Here is a 15,739-nt window from a genome sequence, read left to right on the forward strand (position 1 = left end):
CCCGCCGAAAAAACGGCCGCGGCCGACTTAAGCCGCTTCCTTCGCCTTACTGGCATACATGTCCACGTACTCCTGCCCCGACAACCGCATGACCTCAGCCATCACCGAGTCGGTGACCGCCCGCAGCACGTACCGGTCGCGGTCCATCCCCTCGTACCGAGAGAACTCCATCGCCTCACCGAACCGCACGGTGACCCGCCCGGGCCGGGGCACACCCGCCCCGCCCGGCTGCAGCTTGTCCGTGCCGATCATCGCGAACGGCACCACCGGCGCGCCGGTCATCAGCGTCAGCCGGGCGATGCCGGTGCGCCCGCGGTACAGCCGGCCGTCGGGGGAGCGCGTGCCCTCCGGGTAGATGCCGAAGACGTTGCCCTCCTCCAGCACCCGGCGCCCGGTCATCAGCGCGGCCACGCCGCCCCGCCCGCCGTCGCGGTCGACGGGGATCATGCCGACGCCGGTGAAGAACCAGGCCATCAGGCGGCCCTTGAAACCCTTGCCGGTGACGTACTCGTCCTTGCCGATGAAGAACACCTGTCGGTCGCAGACCAGCGGAAGGATCATCGAGTCGATGAACGTCAGATGGTTGCCGGCCAGGATCACCGGGCCGTCGCCGGGGATGTGCTCCGCACCCTCCACCCGTGGGCGGAACATCAGGCGCATGATCGGACCGAGCACTGCCTTGATGAGCGCGAAGCGGGACAACGGGCCCTCCGGTGGGAAGCGGACGTCGACGAATGCCGTATGAGTCTGTGCAGGTGAGGACATTACTCGCGGTCCGGGGAGTCGCGCACATCGGGCTCGGGGCAGTTAACCGAGGTCTTACGGACTCTTGACCCGGGTTCACCTGCGCGGCCTCGCCCGAGGGCGGCGCGCAACACGGCCGTCACGCTGTGACGCAGCTCGCCCGGACTTGCGCCCCGCCCGGGTACCCGCGCCCGCCTTCACGAACCGGACGTGCCGTCACATCCGCACCGGAATACGGCAGACGTACGTCATCCGCAGGAGGGGGCGTACGTCATGCGACACCACCCGAGTGTTCGGCCGGGGGTCTCCCGTGCGTCAACCACCCGCACCTACGATCGGCCCGCACCGCATCAGCCACACAGGAGGCGTTCATGGCGACACCGGAGTCGAACGAACAGGCGAGCGGGACCGGCCGGCGGGCCGTGCTCGGGGCGGCGGTCCTCGGCGCGGGCGGCACCGTCCTCGGGCTCGCCGGCACGGCCCGCGCGGCCGGGGACCCCGGACGGGGACGCGGACGCGGCCGGGGCCTCGACAGCCTGCCCGTGCCGACGATCATCGGTCACCGCGGCGCCAGCGGGTACCGGCCCGAGCACACCTTCGGCTCGTACCAGCTCGCCCTCGACATGGGCGCGGACATCGTCGAGGCGGGCGACCTCGTCCCCACCAAGGACGGCCACCTCGTCTGCCGCCACGAACCGGAGATCGGCGGCACCACCGACGTCGCCGACCACCCCGAGTTCGGCGGCCGCCGCACCACCAAGACGCTGGACGGCGTCGAGGTCACCGGCTGGTTCACCGAGGACTTCACGCTCGCCGAGCTCAAGCGGCTGCGTGCCGTGGAGCGCATCCCCGCCAACCGCCCGCACAACACCCTCTACAACGGACGCTGGGAGATCCCCACCTTCGAGGAGGTGCTGCGCTGGCAGGACGAGCAGACCCGCGGGCGCGGCAAGCAGGTGTGGATCTACCCCGAGCTGAAGCACCCCACCTACTTCCGCAAACTGGGCCTCGGCCTGGAGGAGCGGGTGGCGAAGATCCTCCGCCGGCACGGCAAGGACCGCAGGAACTCGCCCGTCATCCTGCAGTCGTTCGAGCCGACGGCCGTCGAGCGCATGAGCCGGCTGGTCGGCAACCCGCTGGTCGTCCTGCTCGACGCGGCGGGCACCCGCCCCTGGGACTTCACCGAGACCGGCGACCCGCGCACCGTCGACGACCTGATCACGCCCAAGGGCCTCAAGGAGATCGCCTCCTACGCGCAGGGCATCGGCCCCACCCTGAACCTGATCATCCCGCGCGACTCCGCGGACCGGCTCACCGAGCCCACCACCCTGGTCCGGGACGCGCACCGCGCGGGCCTGATCCTGCACCCCTACACGATGCGCAACGAGAACCCGTTCCTGCCCGCCGAGTTCCGCAAGGGGTCCGACCCCGACGCCTACGGCGACGTCTTCGGCGCGTACCGCGCCTACTTCGCCACCGGCATCGACGGCGTCTTCACCGACCAGCCGGACACCGGGCTGCTGGCCCGTGAGGACTTCGTCAACCGCTGACCCGCCCCGCCCCGGAAGGGGTGAGGCACGCGCGCCCCGGGCAACCCCGCCCGGGGCGCGCGGGTCGTTGCGTACGTGAGAACCCACGCGCGTCCCGCCGACGACCTGATCGCCCTGCTCGGTCCCCTCCTCGCCGCGGAGGCCGCCGCCGAGACCTCCGGCAGCGGCGCGGAAGCGGGCGACCTGGAACAGGCGGTCTGGCTCCGGCTCCTCGAGCGGCTCCGCCGTGCCGGACCGCCCGCCGACCCGCCGCTCTGGCTGCGCCGCGCGATCCGCGCGGAGGCCCGCCGCATCCGCCGCACCGCGCGCCGCGAGACGGCGCTGACCCGCGAACCCGCCGACGCCGGCCGGCACGACCCGGAGCGGCTCGCGCTCGTCGCCGCCCACCGCCGCGCCCTGCGTGACGCGGTCCGCCGGCTCCCCGGCCGCTGCCCCGGTCTGCTCACCGCGCTGCTGTCCCCGCGCGATCCGACATACCGGGACATCGCAAGGGAGTTGGGTATCTCACAGGGCAGTCTCGGCCCGGAACGCTCCAGATGCCTGGGATGTCTGCGTCGTTTACTCGCGGCGGAGGTTGCGGCGGGCTGAGGACGGGGATAGGAGTGGGGGACGACAGGTGATCAGGTGAGCGGGAGGCGTGCGCACATGGGCATGAGCGTGACCATCTCTGCGGCGGCCGAGCAGGACGCGGAGCAGATCTTCAGGTTGCAGTACCTGTGCTTCCAGAGCGAAGCGGCCCTCTACGGCAACTACCGCATCGATCCCCTGGTCCAGACCCTCGACTCGGTCCGCGACGAGGTCGCCCGCGACTGTGTGTTCGTCGCGCGCCTCGGCGACGAGATCGTCGGCTCGGTGCACGGCAGGATCACCGAGGACGGCGCCGCCGCGATCGGCAAGCTCTGCGTCCACCCCCGCCTCCAGGGCCACGGCATCGGCGCCCGGCTCCTCAAGGCCGCCGAGGCCGCCCTCGCCGGCGAGCGCGGAGCCCGCACGTTCCGGCTGCACGCCGGTCACCGCAGCGAGAGCAACCTCAGCCTCTACAGCAAGGTCGGCTACCAGCGCGTGGGCACGTCCCGCGGCGCCGACGGCGTACCGATGATCGTGCTGGAGAAGAAGGCGGAGACGTACGCGACGACCGCCTGACCGTGACGGCGTGACAGGGGGCGGCCGCCCGGGAGGGCGGCCCGCCCGTCAGGCGACCGGCTCCTGGGCGCGCGACCGGCGCAGCCAGTACACGGCGGTCAGCGGCAGCAGCACCGGGATGAAGAGGTAGCCCATCCCGTAGTCGGACCACACGGTGGCGTCGGGGAAGGCGGACGGCTCCACCAGCGTCCAGGTGCCGACGGTCAGCACGCCCACCAGCTCGGCGGCGCAGCACGCCAGCGCCGCCCTGCGGGCCTTCTCCCCGCCGCGCACCAGCGTGTACGTGATGAAGCCGTAGACCACGCCGGCCAGCGCGGACAGCGTGTAGGCGAGCGGCGCCCGGTCGAACTCGGTGGCGATCTGGTAGGCCGAGCGCGACACGGCGCCCACGACCATCACCCCGTACAGCCAGACCAGCAGCAGTCCGGGCCCGCTCGCCAGCCGCGTCCGGTTCGGCCTCTCCTGCGTCGCGGTCATCTCAGCCTCCCCAGATGTCGAACAGCCGCACCTCGAGCACGGCCAGCACCACACCGCTCGCCGCGACGGTCACCGAACCCCAGCGCGTGCGCTCGCCCAGCGACAGGAAGCCCGCCGCCGGGACGCAGGCGGCCGAGCCCAGCAGATACGCCACGAAGATCGTCGTGCCCTGCTCCGGCTTCTCGCCCCGGGCCAGCTGCACGATCCCGACCGCCAGCTGCACCAGCGCCAGCAGCGTGACCACCGCCATGCCGATGAAATGCCAGTCCTTCGTCGGCTGGTCACGGTAGGCGGCCCAGCCGCACCAGGCGGCGAGCAGCAGCGCGGCGACAGCGGTCACCACGGTCAGGACATCCAGCATGGCAGGGAGCCTATTACGCCGGAAAAGCCGCGCTCACCCCGGCCCCGGGGCCGTCGTTCCCGGCCGGGGCCGACGGCCCCGTAGGGTCGATGGCATGACCATTCATGCGCGTGCCCTGCTGTTCGACAACGACGGGACCCTCGTGTCCTCCCTGGCCTCCGTCAACCGCTGCTGGACGCGGTGGGCCGTGGAGTACGGGCTGACGGCCGAGGACTTCGCGCGCATCGAGCTGCACGGGCGGCCGGCCGCCGAGATAGCCGCCGACCTGCTGCCCGCCCACGTCGTGCCGCAGGCCGTCGCGCGCATCGAGGACCTGGAGGTGGAGGACGTCGCCGACGGCGGGGTCACCCTGCTGCCCGGGACCGAGGAGTTCCTCACCGGACTGCCCGCCGAGCGCTGGGCCGTGGTCACCTCCGCCACCCGGCGGCTGGCCGAGGCCCGGCTGGGCGCGGCAGGCATCCGGCCCAAGACGCTGGTCGCCGCCGACGACATCACCCGCGGCAAGCCCGACCCCGAGCCCTACCTGCTCGCCGCGCGCATGCTCGGCGTCGACCCCGCCGACTGCGTCGTCTTCGAGGACGCCCCCGCCGGACTCCAGGCAGGCCGCGCCGCCGGCATGACGACCGTGGCCTTGGCCACAACCCACCGCGCCGAGGAACTGACCGCCGACCTGGTCGTGAGGGACCTGTCGGCCCTGTCCGCACTGGTCACGGATGCCGGGATCGAGATCGCCGTACGCCCCTGACGTGCGCGCACGGGTGTCCACGGCTGTCCACCATGCGGACAGCCGGGTCCGTCCAGATATGAACGTCTGCTTTACTGGCCGCATGACCACGACGAGCGACCGCATCCCTGCGACCGAGGCGACGATGACGCCCGGTGCTCGTTGTATGTGTCTCCTCCGAATGCGCGCCTTCTAGAGGGCCCCCGCACCGCCTGAGCCTCGCGCCCCGAAGCGAGAGCCGGCTCACGTCCGCTTCCGTGCCCCGCACGCGCGGCCGAGCCACGCCCCGCGCACGTCTCTCCCCGGACCCCTCCATGTCCGCGAGACGTGCCGCCCTGCCGCCATTCCCTGCATGCCCCGTGCCCGGCGCCCACGACGCGCCGCGCACTCGACAGTGACGGAAACCCACGTGATCACCACCTCGGGCCTCACCAAGGTCTACCGCTCACGCGGCCGCGAGGTCACCGCCCTGGACGGCGTCGACCTGCACGTCCGCGAAGGCGAGGTCTACGGCGTCATCGGCCAGTCCGGCGCCGGCAAGTCCTCCCTCATCCGCTGCGTCAACCTGCTGGAGCGCCCCACCTCGGGCACCGTGACCGTGGCCGGCCAGGACCTCACCGCGCTCGCCGGCCGCGGCCCCCGCGCCGGCCGGGAGCTCCGCCAGGCGCGCAGCCGCATCGGCATGGTGTTCCAGCACTTCAACCTGCTGTCCTCGCGCACCGTCCAGGACAACGTCGAACTTCCGCTGGAGATCCTCGGCAAGAGCGGGAAGGAACGTTCCCGCAAGGCACTGGAACTGCTCGACCTCGTCGGCCTCGCCGACAAGGCCAAGTCCTACCCGGCCCAGCTCTCCGGCGGCCAGAAGCAGCGCGTCGGCATCGCCCGCGCCCTCGCCGGCGACCCCAAGGTGCTGCTCTCCGACGAGGCCACCAGCGCCCTGGACCCGGAGACCACCCGGTCGATCCTCCAGCTGCTGCGCGACCTCAACCGCCAGCTCGGCCTCACCGTCCTGCTCATCACGCACGAGATGGACGTCGTGAAGTCGATCTGCGACTCGGCCGCCCTCATGGAGAGGGGCCGCGTCGTCGAGTCCGGCACGGTCACCGACCTGCTCGCCACCCCCGGCTCGGAACTCGCCGCCGCGCTGTTCCCCGTCGGCGGCGAGGCGAGCGGCGACGACCGCACCGTCGTCGACGTGACCTTCCAGGGCGAGAGCGCCACCCAGCCGGTCATCTCCCAGCTCTCCCGCACCTACAACATCGACATATCGATCCTCGGCGCCGCCATCGACACCGTCGGCGGGCTCCAGGTCGGCCGCATGCGCATCGAACTGCCCGGCCGCTACGAGGACAACGTCGTGCCCATCGGCTTCCTGCGCGAGCAGGGCCTGCAGATCGACGTCGTCGACCACGACGAGCCCACGCTGGTGAAGGAGGGCGCCAAGTGACCTGGTCCGAGATGCAGCCGCTGCTGGAACAGGCCTGTACCGAGACGCTGGTCATGGTCGGCTGGTCGACCCTGATCGCCGTCGTCGGCGGCCTGCCGCTCGGCATCCTGCTCGTCCTCACCGACAAGGGCGGACTGCTGCAGAACACCCTGGTGAACAAGGTCATCGGGCAGATCGTGAACGTCGGGCGCTCGCTGCCGTTCATCATCCTCATGGTCGCCCTGATGAACTTCACCCGCTGGGTCACCGGCACCACCATCGGCAGCGAGGCGGCGATCGTGCCGCTCGCCATCGGCGGCATCCCCTTCTTCGCGCGGCTCGTCGAGACCGCCGTGCGCGAGGTGGACCACGGGCTCGTGGAGGCCGTGCAGGCGATGGGCGGCAACACCTGGACCATCGTCCGCAAGGTCCTCGTCCCCGAGGCGCTGCCCTCGCTGATCGCGTCCACCACCACCACGGTCATCGCGCTCATCGGCTACTCCGCCATGGCCGGCACCGTCGGCGGCGGCGGACTCGGCGACCTCGCCGTCCGCTACGGCTACCAGCGCTTCGAGACCGGCCTGATGTGGATCACCGTGGCGATCCTCGCCGTGGTCATCTCGCTGATCCAGTTCGCCGGCGACTTCGCCGCGCGCGCCCTGCACCGCCGCGGCGCCCGCTCAGGACCCGGTCCGAAGCTGCGGCTGCTGAAGGGCGAGGAGCCCGCCACCGCCGAGGTCGGCAAGGTCGCCTGACCCGGCCGCAAGGCCGCACGGCCCCGGCCCCCCAGACTCCCCGTGCACCAAGACGGGGTCGCACCATCCAAGGAAAGGCACTTTTCGTGCGTAACACCGCCAAGATCACCACCGCCGTCCTCGCCGCCGGAGCCCTCACCCTCGGGCTCTCCGCCTGCGGCTCGGACAAGGACGCCGCCTCCGACACCTCCGGCCCGCTGGTCGTCGCCGCGAGCCCCGTGCCCCACGCCGAGATCCTGAACTTCGTCAAGGACAACCTCGCGGAGAAGGCCGGCCTCGACCTCGAGGTCAAGGAGTTCACCGACTACGTCACCCCGAACACCGCGACGGAGGACGGCTCGGTCGGCGCCAACTACTTCCAGACCCAGCCGTACCTCGACGACTTCAACAAGAAGAACGGCACGCACATCGTGTCCGTCGTCGACGTGCACCTGGAGCCGCTCGGCCTCTACTCGCACAAGGTGAAGAAGGCCGACGCGCTGAAGAGCGGCGCGACGATCGCGATCCCCAACGACACCGTCAACGAGGGCCGGGCGCTGCAGCTGCTCGCCGCCAACGGCCTGCTCACCCTCAAGGACGGCGTCGGCACCTCGGCGACCCCCGCGGACATCACCGACAACCCCAAGAAGCTGAAGTTCAAGGAGCTCGAGGCCGCCCAGACCCCGCGCTCCCTGGACGACGTCGACGCCGCCGTCGTCAACGGCAACTACGCCATCGAGGCCGACCTGAAGCCCGCCGAGGACGCCCTGGTCCTCGAAGAGGCGCAGGACAACCCGAACAGCAACCTCCTCGCGGTCAAGGAGGGCCAGGAGAACGACCCGCGCGTCAAGAAGCTCGCGAAGCTCCTCACCTCGCCCGAGGTGAAGAAGTTCATCGAGGACACGTACGCCGGCTCGGTGCTCGCCTCCTTCTGATCCGGCCTCGCGCCGACCACGGGGTCCACTCCGCCGCAAGGGGTGGACCCCGTGGTGCGTTCCGGTGCTTTCATGCTGCATGCTGGGCAGTTCAGCAGCACCCGACGGTCTCTCAGTTACGGAGCGGCGCATGACGAGCACCTTCCCCGACATCTCCCTCAGCACGGAGCGGTTGGTGCTGCGTCCCCTCGACGCGGACGACGTCCCCGCCCTCGCCGCGATGATGAGCGACGAGCAGGTGGGCGCCTGGACCGGAGCTCCGCAGCCGTTCACCGAGGACACCGCCCGCACCTGGATCACCGAGTACGCCCCCGCCGAACGCGCCGCGGGGCACGGCCTGGATCTCGCCGTCGCCGAGTTCCTCACCCAGCGCCTGGTCGGCCTCGTCCGGCTCACCCGCACCAACTGGCACGTGCGGTCCACCGAGCTGTCGTACATCGTCGCCCCCTGGGCGCGCGGCGAGGGCTACGCCTCCGAGGCCGCGCTCGCCACCGCCCAGTGGCTGTTCCGCGACCAGAAGCTCCAGCGTGTCGAACTGCGCACCGCCGCTGACAACACCGCCGCCCAGCAGGTCGCCCAGAAGATCGGCTGCATCAGCGAGGGCGTGCTGCGCAACGCCTGCATAGCCAGGGTCCGCGGCGAGGACGGCGGGTGGAGCGAGGTCCGCACCGACTACATCGTGTGGAGCCTGCTGCCCGAGGACATCGAGGGCGCGGACGGACAACTGGCCGACAGCGGCGGCTACCCCGGCTACACCGACTGGAACTGATGCCCGAGGGGCGTACGGCGGCCCGCACCGGCGCGGCGGCCCGTGACCGCACCAGGTAATCTCGACAGACCGCCTCCGTGCGGAACAGCCGGACGACGACCTGCGCAAACCTCGGGAGACTGACGACGATGGCCGACCGGGTCACGGTGATCGGCTGGGACGGCTCGCCGCTGACCGACGCGGCACGCGCCGCGCTCGGCGCCGCCACGCTGGTCGCCGGCGCCGCACACCACCTCGCGCTCCCCGAGGTGCCCGCCGCGGCCGAGCGGATCCGCCTCGGCTCCGTCTCCCTCGCCGCCCGCCGCATCGCCGCCCACCGCGGCACCGCGGTCGTGCTCGCCGACGGCGACCCCGGCTTCTTCGGTGTCGTACGCACCCTGCGCGCCCCGGAGTTCGGCCTGGAGGTCGAGGTCGTCCCCGCGGTCTCCTCGGTCGCCGCCGCCTTCGCCCGGGCCGGGATGCCCTGGGACGACGCGGAGGTGGTCGTCGCCCACCCGCGCACCCTCCGCCGCGCGGTGAACGTGTGCCGGGCCCACACCAAAGTGGCGGTTCTCACCTCGCCCGGCGCCGGACCCGCCGAACTCGGCCTGCTGATGGAGGGAGTCCACCGCTCCTTCGTCATCTGCGAGGAACTCGGCACCGCGCGCGAACAGGTCACCGTCGTCACCTCCGACAAGGCCGCCGACCACACCTGGCGCGACCCCAACGTGGTCATCGTCATCGGCGGCCCGGTGGCCTCCGGCGACTCCGCCGGCTGGATCGCCGGACGCGACCCCTCCGCCGGGCCGCGCGGCTGGACCCTGCCCGCCGGGGAGTACGGCGCGGACCTCGGCGAGGGTGAGCGGGAACCCGTGCGCATCGGTCAACTCGCCCGCCTGGGGCCGGGCCTGGGCGACCTCGTCTGGGACATCGGCTGCGGCTCCGGCGCGTTCGCCACCGACGCGGCACGGGCCGGGGCCGCCGTCATCGCCGTCGACCACGACCGCCACGCCTGCGCCCGCACCGACGCCGCCGCGCGCCGCCACGGCGTCCAGATGCAGATCGTCCACGGCGCCGCGCCGCAGATCCTGGAGAACCTCCCCGAACCGGATGTGGTCCGGGTCGGCGGCGGGGGAGCGGCCGTGGTCTCCGCCGTGGCCGACCGCCGTCCGCAGCGCATCGTCACGCACGCGGCCACCCGCGACGACGCCGAACTGATCGGCCGGAACCTGACGGAGCACGGCTACCGCGTCGAGTGCGCCCTCCTCCAGTCCGTCGAACTCGACACCAGGGCCTGGACGGAGAAGGAACGGAGCGTCGCGTTCCTGCTCAGCGGGGTGCTGCCCGCCCGCGGCCGTTGAGCCCCATAGCCGTCCCCGTGATCGGTTTGTCGTACTGCGCGCGGTAGGCTGGCCGATCGTTGTACCGCACTGGTCACCCGACGCTTCGTCGGCCAATGTCCAAAAAGCGCGCCCGTTTTGGGGTGGGTCGTGGTACGGCAGGAACCGGAGGACGCGCAACGTGGCGCAGTCCACAGCGGAACCGTCGCCGATCAAGCTGACGCGACGGCGGTACGCCCGCGACAATGCCAGTGAATGGCTTTGTCGCCTTTTTCGGGCGGGCCGTTCGTGCCGCTGGGGACGCACGCTCGTTCTTCAGTGTGGGGCGGTCGGCGCGCCGTTCCGGGTGAGCTGGTCGTAGGAGCACTAACCGATGGGCGAGGGGTACGCATGACCGACACCGGCCAGGTCCCGGGCGAGGGACTGCCGGAGAACGCAGGCAGGGTGGAGCAGCCGGGCGTCGCCACGCCGGACGCGTACACCTACCTCTCCGACAGTCCCGCCGAGGACGAAGACCTGCTGCTGCCGGGCGCCCAGGGCGCCTGGGGCAACGAGATCGCGCCGCCCGCGCCCGCGCCGGTCGTCGAGACGGTCCACCAGCCGGGCCCGCACGAGACGGACGGACGCGACAGCGGCTCCGTCGACCTCGGCGGCGTCCGCCCGCCCGAGCCGCAGCGGCAGGCTCCCGCGCCCTCACCGGCCCCGGCCGCGCCGCGCCGTCCGCTGCACCTCGGCCCGCCGCTGCCCGACCTGTCCGCGAGCCCGGTCCGCTCCCTCGCCGACCGCGGCCCCGCCGACCTGCCGGCCCGCCAGCCGGGCCCGCCGACCCTCGGCCCCGAGTACCTCGACGTCCCGCACGCCCGGGAGGCCGCCGCACCGCAGGCCGCGCCCTGGGTCGCCCAAGGCGCGGACGCGGCCCAGGCGGCCGTCGCCCGGGTCGCCACGCAGGCGGTCGGTACGACGGTCGCCGCCGAGGGCGAGCAGACGCCCACGGCGGCGTACGGCGAGCAGGGAACGCCGGTCGTGCCGGCACCGGGTGCGCCTGGGGACGCGACGACCGGTGGTGACCCGGGTGCGCCGACGGACGCGGCTCCCGCTGAGGTGACCGAGGCCGCCCCTCAGCAGGCCGGTGTCCCCGTGGCCCCGGAGGCCGTCGCGGACGGAACCGTGACGCCGGAGGCCGGCCAGGCGCCGGGCGCCGCCGCGACCGGCCCGGGCGAGCCGCAGGACGAGCTTGCCGCGGAGGCGGCGGACCCCGGCGCGCCCGCGCCGTCGCCGGAGAGCGCGGAGGCGGTCCAGGAGCCGCAGGCCCAGCAGGCCGAGGCGTCGGTCACCCCGGAGGTGGCGCAGGACACCGGCGAGACGGTGGTCGTGCCCGAGCAGGCCCAGGCCCCGCAGCCGGTGGCCGGTCAGGACGACGCGCCCCAGGCGGCTGCCGCAGGGACGCTCGCACCGGACACGACGGAGCCGCAGTCGACCGACGCACAGGTGGCCGCCGACGAGACCGCCGGTGCGCCGGACGCCGAGGCACAGGAAGCTCCCGCCGCCACGTCGGAGACCGCCGTGCCCGAGGCCGTCCCGGCCCCCGAGTCGCCCGAGGCGGCGCCGGTGCCGGACGCCGCCGCGGCGCAGGACGCGCAGACGCCCGAGACCCCGGTGACGGACACGCCCGAGACTGTCGTACCGGCCGCGGAGACTCCGGTGACCCCCGCGTCCCTGGAGCCCGCGCCGGATGCGGAGGCCGTGGTGGCGGAGCACGCCGCCGAGGCGGCCCCCGCTCCCGAGGCGCCGGTGGCTTCCGAGCCCGCACCGGCCGCTGCGGAAGCCGTGGCCGCGCCTGAGCCCAAGTCCGCGCCTGAGCCCCAGGCCGTTCCCGAGCCGCAGGCCGTTGCCGGGCCCGAGTCCGCGCCTGAGCCGCAGGCCGTTGCCGGGCCGCAGTCCGCGCCTGAGCCCCAGGCCGCCGGAGAGTCCGTGCCCGTCTCCGAGCCCGTGCAGGGCCCCCAGCAGACGCCTGCCCACGCGACCCCGCTCCCCGGCACCCTGCCGCTCGAGCCCGAGGCGGACCAGCCGCTGGGCCAGTTCGTCCCCGTGGACGGCACCGTGCCCTCCGCGCCGCACCTCGCCCCGACCCCGCCCCAGGGCGTGGCGGTCCCCGAGGAAGCGGCCCCCGAGGGCGCGCCCGCCGAGGCCCCCGCCGTGGAAGCCACCGCACCGGAGGACCTCGGGGCCGCGACCGAGGAGAACCCCGCCGCCGTCGTGCCGCCGGCCCCCGCCGCCGACGCCGAGGCCGAGGTCCCGCAGAACGCCGACGACCTGGACACCCAGGGCGCCGGCGTCGAGCCCGAGCCCGCCCCGCGGCCGGAGCCGTCCGGACCGGCCGCCCCCGGGTACGCGGACGCCGAGCGCGAGGCCGTCCTCAAGGTGATGCGCGAGCGCCGGGACATCCGCAACGGCTTCCGCAGCGACCCCATCCCGCACGAGGTGCTGCTGCGCGTCCTGGAGGCCGCCCACACCGCGCCCTCCGTCGGGCACTCGCAGCCCTGGGACTTCGTCGTCATCCGCTCCGAGGAGACCCGGCGCCGGATGCACGAACTGGCGATGCGCCAGCGCGAGGCCTACGCCAAGACGCTCCCCAAGGGCCGGGCCAAGCAGTTCAAGGAACTGAAGATCGAGGCCATCCTCGACACCCCGGTGAACATCGTGGTCACCGCCGACCCCACGCGCGGCGGACGCCACACCCTCGGCCGGCACACCCAGCCGCAGATGGCGCCGTACTCCTCCGCGCTCGCCGTGGAGAACCTCTGGCTCGCCGCCCGCGCCGAGGGCCTGGGCGTCGGCTGGGTCAGCTTCTTCGACGAGCGCGAGATGGTCCGCGCCCTGGACCTGCCCGACCATCTGGAGGTCGTCGCCTACCTGTGCGTCGGCTACGTCGACGAGTTCCCGGACGAGCCCGAGCTGATGCAGGCCGGCTGGTCCAAGCGCCGCCCCCTGTCGTGGGTGGTGCACGAGGAGACGTACGGCCGCCGCGCCCTGCCCGGAGAGGACCCCCACGACCTGCTTGCCGAGACCGTCGCGCAGATCCGCCCGCTGGACGCCAAGGCGCTCGGCGAGGCGTGGGAGCGCCAGAAGCGCATGACCAAGCCGGCCGGAGCGCTCGGCATGCTGGAGATCATCTCCGCCCAGCTGTCGGGGCTGTCCCGGCAGTGCCCGCCGCCGATCCCGGAGCCCGCGGCCGTCGCGATCTTCGCCGGCGACCACGGGGTCCACGCCCAGGGCGTCACCCCCTGGCCGCAGGAGGTCACCGCCCAGATGGTGGCCAACTTCCTCGGCGGGGGAGCGGTGTGCAACGCCTTCGCCGCCCAGGTCGGCGCCGAGGTCTGCGTCGTCGACGTGGGCGTCTCCTCCGACCTGCCGGCCACGCCCGGACTCCTGCCGCGCAAGATCCGCGCCGGTACGTCCGACATGACCGCCGGGCCCGCGATGACCCGCGAGGAGGCCAAGCAGGCCATCGAGGTCGGCATCGAGACGGCCCGCGACCTGGTCGCGGCCGGCAACAAGGCCCTGCTCACCGGCGAGATGGGCATCGCCAACACCACGGCGTCCGCGGCCCTCATCTCCGTCTACACCGGCGCCGACCCCGCCGAGGTCACCGGCCGCGGCACCGGCATCAACGACGAGACGCTCGCCCGCAAGACCGACGTCGTGCGCCGCGCCCTCGACCTGCACCAGCCGGACCCGTCCGACCCGCTCGGCGTGCTGGCCGCGGTCGGCGGCTTCGAGCACGCCGCGATGGTCGGCCTGCTGCTCGGCGGCGCGTCCCTGCGCACGCCGGTCATCCTGGACGGCGTCAGCGCCGGCGCCGCCGCGCTCGTCGCCCGCGCCATCGCGCCGGAGGTCCTCGCGGCCTGCATCGCCGGCCACCGCAGCGCCGAGCCCGGCCATGTGGCCGCGCTCAACAAGCTGGGGCTGCGCCCGCTGGTCGACCTCGACCTGCGGCTCGGCGAGGGCACGGGCGCGCTGCTCGCGCTCCCGCTGGTCCAGAGCACGGCCCGCGCCATGCACGAGGTCGCCACGTTCGACTCGGCGGGCGTGACGGAGAAGTAGGAGACGGACGTCCCCGCCCGCCCCCGTCGACGACGGGAGGGCGGGGACGTCCGTGCGTGGCGCCCCGCAGGCCCGCGCACCGAGGACGGTGAGACCCGTCCCACTCCCCGGACCCTCCCCACCCCCGCCACCCGCGCGCATAAAATGCCACGTCAGGCCCGCTCCGACGCCGCAGCGTGCCCGCTGACCCATCGCTTCGTCCGAGGAGCCCCAGCTGATGGCCGAACACCCGCCCTACCCCGTAGGCCTCCGCCTCACCGGACGCCGGGTCGTCGTCCTCGGCGGCGGCCAGGTCGCCCAGCGGCGTCTTCCCGCCCTGATCAAGGCGGGCGCCGACGTCCACCTCGTGTCGCCGGAGGCCACCCCCTCCGTGGAGGCGATGGCGGACGCCGGTGAGATCACCTGGCACCGCCGCCCCTACGCCGAGGGCGACCTCGCCGACGCCTGGTACGCGCTGATCGCCACCAGCGACCCCGACGCCAACACCACCGCCTCCGCCGAGGCGGAGGCGCACCGTGTCTGGTGCGTCCGCTCCGACGACGCCGACCGGGCCACCGCCTGGACCCCGGCGACCGGCCACAGCGAGGGCGTCACCGTCGCCGTGCTCACCACCGATGCCCGCGGCCGCGACCCCCGGCACACCGCGGCCGTGCGCGACGCCGTGGTCGAGGGGCTGCGCGACGGCACCCTCGTCGCCCCGCACTTCCGCACCCGCACCGCGGGCGTCGCCCTCGTCGGCGGCGGCCCCGGCGACCCGGACCTCATCACCGTGCGCGGGCGCCGTCTGCTCGCCGAGGCCGACGTCGTCATCGCCGACCGCCTCGGCCCGCGCGACCTCCTCGCCGAACTGCCGCCGCACGTCGAGGTGATCGACGCGGCGAAGATCCCGTACGGCCGGTACATGGCCCAGGAGGCCATCAACAACGCGCTGATCGAGCACGCCAAGCAGGGCAAATCGGTGGTCCGCCTCAAGGGCGGCGACCCGTACGTCTTCGGACGCGGCATGGAGGAACTGCACGCCCTCACCGAGGCCGGCGTCCCCTGCACCGTCGTCCCCGGCATCTCCAGCTCCATCTCCGTGCCGGGCGCGGCCGGCATCCCCGTCACCCACCGGGGCGTGGCGCACGAGTTCACCGTGGTCAGCGGGCATGTCGCCCCCGACGACGAGCGCTCCCTGGTCGACTGGCCGTCGCTGGCGAAGCTGACCGGCACCCTGGTGATCCTCATGGGCGTCGACAAGATCGGCCGGATCGCCGAGACCCTCGTGGCGCACGGCAAGTCCCCGGACACCCCGGTCGCGCTGGTCCAGGAGGGCACGACCTCCTCCCAGCGGCGCGTGGACGCCACCCTCGCCACGGTCGCGGAGACCGTCGTCGCCCAGGACGTGAAGCCTCCGGCGGTCATCGTCGTCGGCGACGTCGTGGCCGTCGGTCCGGACGGGACGGCCGCCTGA

The 15,739-nt window shown here is 73.4% G+C and carries 14 protein-coding genes; 11 read left to right on the forward strand and 3 right to left on the reverse strand.

The annotated features are described in order from the left end of the window. Nucleotides 1-27: 27 nt before the first annotated feature. Nucleotides 28-702 carry a lysophospholipid acyltransferase family protein gene (locus tag ACQZOG_RS10920; RefSeq protein WP_033275030.1) on the reverse strand — a complete coding sequence of 225 codons (675 nt, stop codon included), beginning with the start codon at nt 700-702 and terminating at the stop codon, nt 28-30. A gap of 413 nt (nt 703-1,115) precedes the next feature. Between ACQZOG_RS10920 and ACQZOG_RS10925 the strand changes: the two genes are divergently transcribed. The 3 genes from ACQZOG_RS10925 (at nt 1,116) to ACQZOG_RS10935 (ending at nt 3,437) form a co-directional block, all read left to right on the forward strand. Beyond that, nucleotides 1,116-2,294 carry a glycerophosphodiester phosphodiesterase gene (locus ACQZOG_RS10925; RefSeq protein WP_359597072.1) on the forward strand — a complete coding sequence of 393 codons (1,179 nt, stop codon included), beginning with the start codon at nt 1,116-1,118 and terminating at the stop codon, nt 2,292-2,294. A gap of 75 nt (nt 2,295-2,369) precedes the next feature. After that, nucleotides 2,370-2,882: a sigma-70 family RNA polymerase sigma factor gene (locus ACQZOG_RS10930; protein ID WP_033275032.1), complete on the forward strand. Its 513-nt coding sequence runs from the start codon at nt 2,370-2,372 to the stop codon at nt 2,880-2,882. Between the two features lie 57 nt (nt 2,883-2,939). Further along, the gene (locus tag ACQZOG_RS10935; RefSeq protein ID WP_033275033.1) at nt 2,940-3,437 is read left to right on the forward strand and encodes a GNAT family N-acetyltransferase; all 498 of its coding nucleotides are present in this window, start codon (nt 2,940-2,942) and stop codon (nt 3,435-3,437) included. Nucleotides 3,438-3,485: 48 nt separating this feature from the next. Here ACQZOG_RS10935 and ACQZOG_RS10940 read toward each other — a convergent pair whose 3' ends face one another. Beyond that, entirely contained in the window at nt 3,486-3,914 is a 429-nt protein-coding gene (locus tag ACQZOG_RS10940) for a hypothetical protein (protein ID WP_430741470.1), read from the reverse strand. A 1-nt stretch (nt 3,915) separates the two neighbouring features. Next, nucleotides 3,916-4,275 (reverse strand): hypothetical protein, encoded by a 360-nt coding sequence (locus ACQZOG_RS10945; RefSeq protein WP_037638649.1) that lies wholly within the window; start codon nt 4,273-4,275, stop codon nt 3,916-3,918. A 94-nt stretch (nt 4,276-4,369) separates the two neighbouring features. Here ACQZOG_RS10945 and ACQZOG_RS10950 point away from each other — a divergent pair, with 94 nt between their 5' ends. The 8 genes from ACQZOG_RS10950 to cobA all read left to right on the forward strand — a co-directional run bounded on the left by ACQZOG_RS10950 (nt 4,370) and on the right by cobA (nt 15,739). Continuing rightward, nucleotides 4,370-5,020, forward strand: a complete 651-nt coding sequence (locus tag ACQZOG_RS10950; protein ID WP_033275036.1) for an HAD family hydrolase — start codon at nt 4,370-4,372, stop codon at nt 5,018-5,020. Between the two features lie 388 nt (nt 5,021-5,408). Beyond that, nucleotides 5,409-6,446, forward strand: coding sequence for a methionine ABC transporter ATP-binding protein (locus ACQZOG_RS10955; RefSeq protein ID WP_430741471.1), 1,038 nt, complete (start codon nt 5,409-5,411; stop codon nt 6,444-6,446). Beyond that, a complete protein-coding gene (locus tag ACQZOG_RS10960; RefSeq protein WP_033275038.1) occupies nt 6,443-7,180 on the forward strand; it encodes a methionine ABC transporter permease in 738 nt (245 codons plus the stop codon). The genes ACQZOG_RS10955 and ACQZOG_RS10960 overlap by 4 nt, the downstream gene beginning before the upstream one ends. A gap of 86 nt (nt 7,181-7,266) precedes the next feature. Continuing rightward, a complete protein-coding gene (locus tag ACQZOG_RS10965) occupies nt 7,267-8,094 on the forward strand; it encodes a MetQ/NlpA family ABC transporter substrate-binding protein (RefSeq protein ID WP_230227355.1) in 828 nt (275 codons plus the stop codon). A 130-nt stretch (nt 8,095-8,224) separates the two neighbouring features. Next, nucleotides 8,225-8,863, forward strand: coding sequence for a GNAT family N-acetyltransferase (locus ACQZOG_RS10970; protein ID WP_033275040.1), 639 nt, complete (start codon nt 8,225-8,227; stop codon nt 8,861-8,863). A gap of 128 nt (nt 8,864-8,991) precedes the next feature. Beyond that, the gene (gene cbiE, locus ACQZOG_RS10975; RefSeq protein WP_193456097.1) at nt 8,992-10,203 is read left to right on the forward strand and encodes a precorrin-6y C5,15-methyltransferase (decarboxylating) subunit CbiE; all 1,212 of its coding nucleotides are present in this window, start codon (nt 8,992-8,994) and stop codon (nt 10,201-10,203) included. A 369-nt stretch (nt 10,204-10,572) separates the two neighbouring features. Beyond that, nucleotides 10,573-14,286, forward strand: a complete 3,714-nt coding sequence (gene cobT / locus ACQZOG_RS10980) for a nicotinate-nucleotide--dimethylbenzimidazole phosphoribosyltransferase (protein WP_430741472.1) — start codon at nt 10,573-10,575, stop codon at nt 14,284-14,286. Nucleotides 14,287-14,503: 217 nt separating this feature from the next. Beyond that, the gene (cobA, locus tag ACQZOG_RS10985; RefSeq protein WP_351035226.1) at nt 14,504-15,739 is read left to right on the forward strand and encodes a uroporphyrinogen-III C-methyltransferase; all 1,236 of its coding nucleotides are present in this window, start codon (nt 14,504-14,506) and stop codon (nt 15,737-15,739) included.

This window comes from Streptomyces sp. P13-3-3 (assembly GCF_050571355.1).
Taxonomy (GTDB): domain Bacteria; phylum Actinomycetota; class Actinomycetes; order Streptomycetales; family Streptomycetaceae; genus Streptomyces; species Streptomyces althioticus.

What these genes read in the sequence shown, in the direction of transcription:
- ACQZOG_RS10925 (WP_359597072.1), top strand. Translation starts at nt 1,116, where the DNA reads ATGGCGACACCGGAGTCGAACGAACAGGCGAGCGGGACCGGCCGGCGG.
- ACQZOG_RS10935 (WP_033275033.1), top strand. Translation starts at nt 2,940, where the DNA reads ATGGGCATGAGCGTGACCATCTCTGCGGCGGCCGAGCAGGACGCGGAG.
- ACQZOG_RS10940 (WP_430741470.1), bottom strand. Translation starts at nt 3,914, where the DNA reads ATGACCGCGACGCAGGAGAGGCCGAACCGGACGCGGCTGGCGAGCGGG.
- ACQZOG_RS10945 (WP_037638649.1), bottom strand. Translation starts at nt 4,275, where the DNA reads ATGCTGGATGTCCTGACCGTGGTGACCGCTGTCGCCGCGCTGCTGCTC.
- ACQZOG_RS10950 (WP_033275036.1), top strand. Translation starts at nt 4,370, where the DNA reads ATGACCATTCATGCGCGTGCCCTGCTGTTCGACAACGACGGGACCCTC.
- ACQZOG_RS10970 (WP_033275040.1), top strand. Translation starts at nt 8,225, where the DNA reads ATGACGAGCACCTTCCCCGACATCTCCCTCAGCACGGAGCGGTTGGTG.
- cbiE (WP_193456097.1), top strand. Translation starts at nt 8,992, where the DNA reads ATGGCCGACCGGGTCACGGTGATCGGCTGGGACGGCTCGCCGCTGACC.
- cobT (WP_430741472.1), top strand. Translation starts at nt 10,573, where the DNA reads ATGACCGACACCGGCCAGGTCCCGGGCGAGGGACTGCCGGAGAACGCA.
- cobA (WP_351035226.1), top strand. Translation starts at nt 14,504, where the DNA reads ATGGCCGAACACCCGCCCTACCCCGTAGGCCTCCGCCTCACCGGACGC.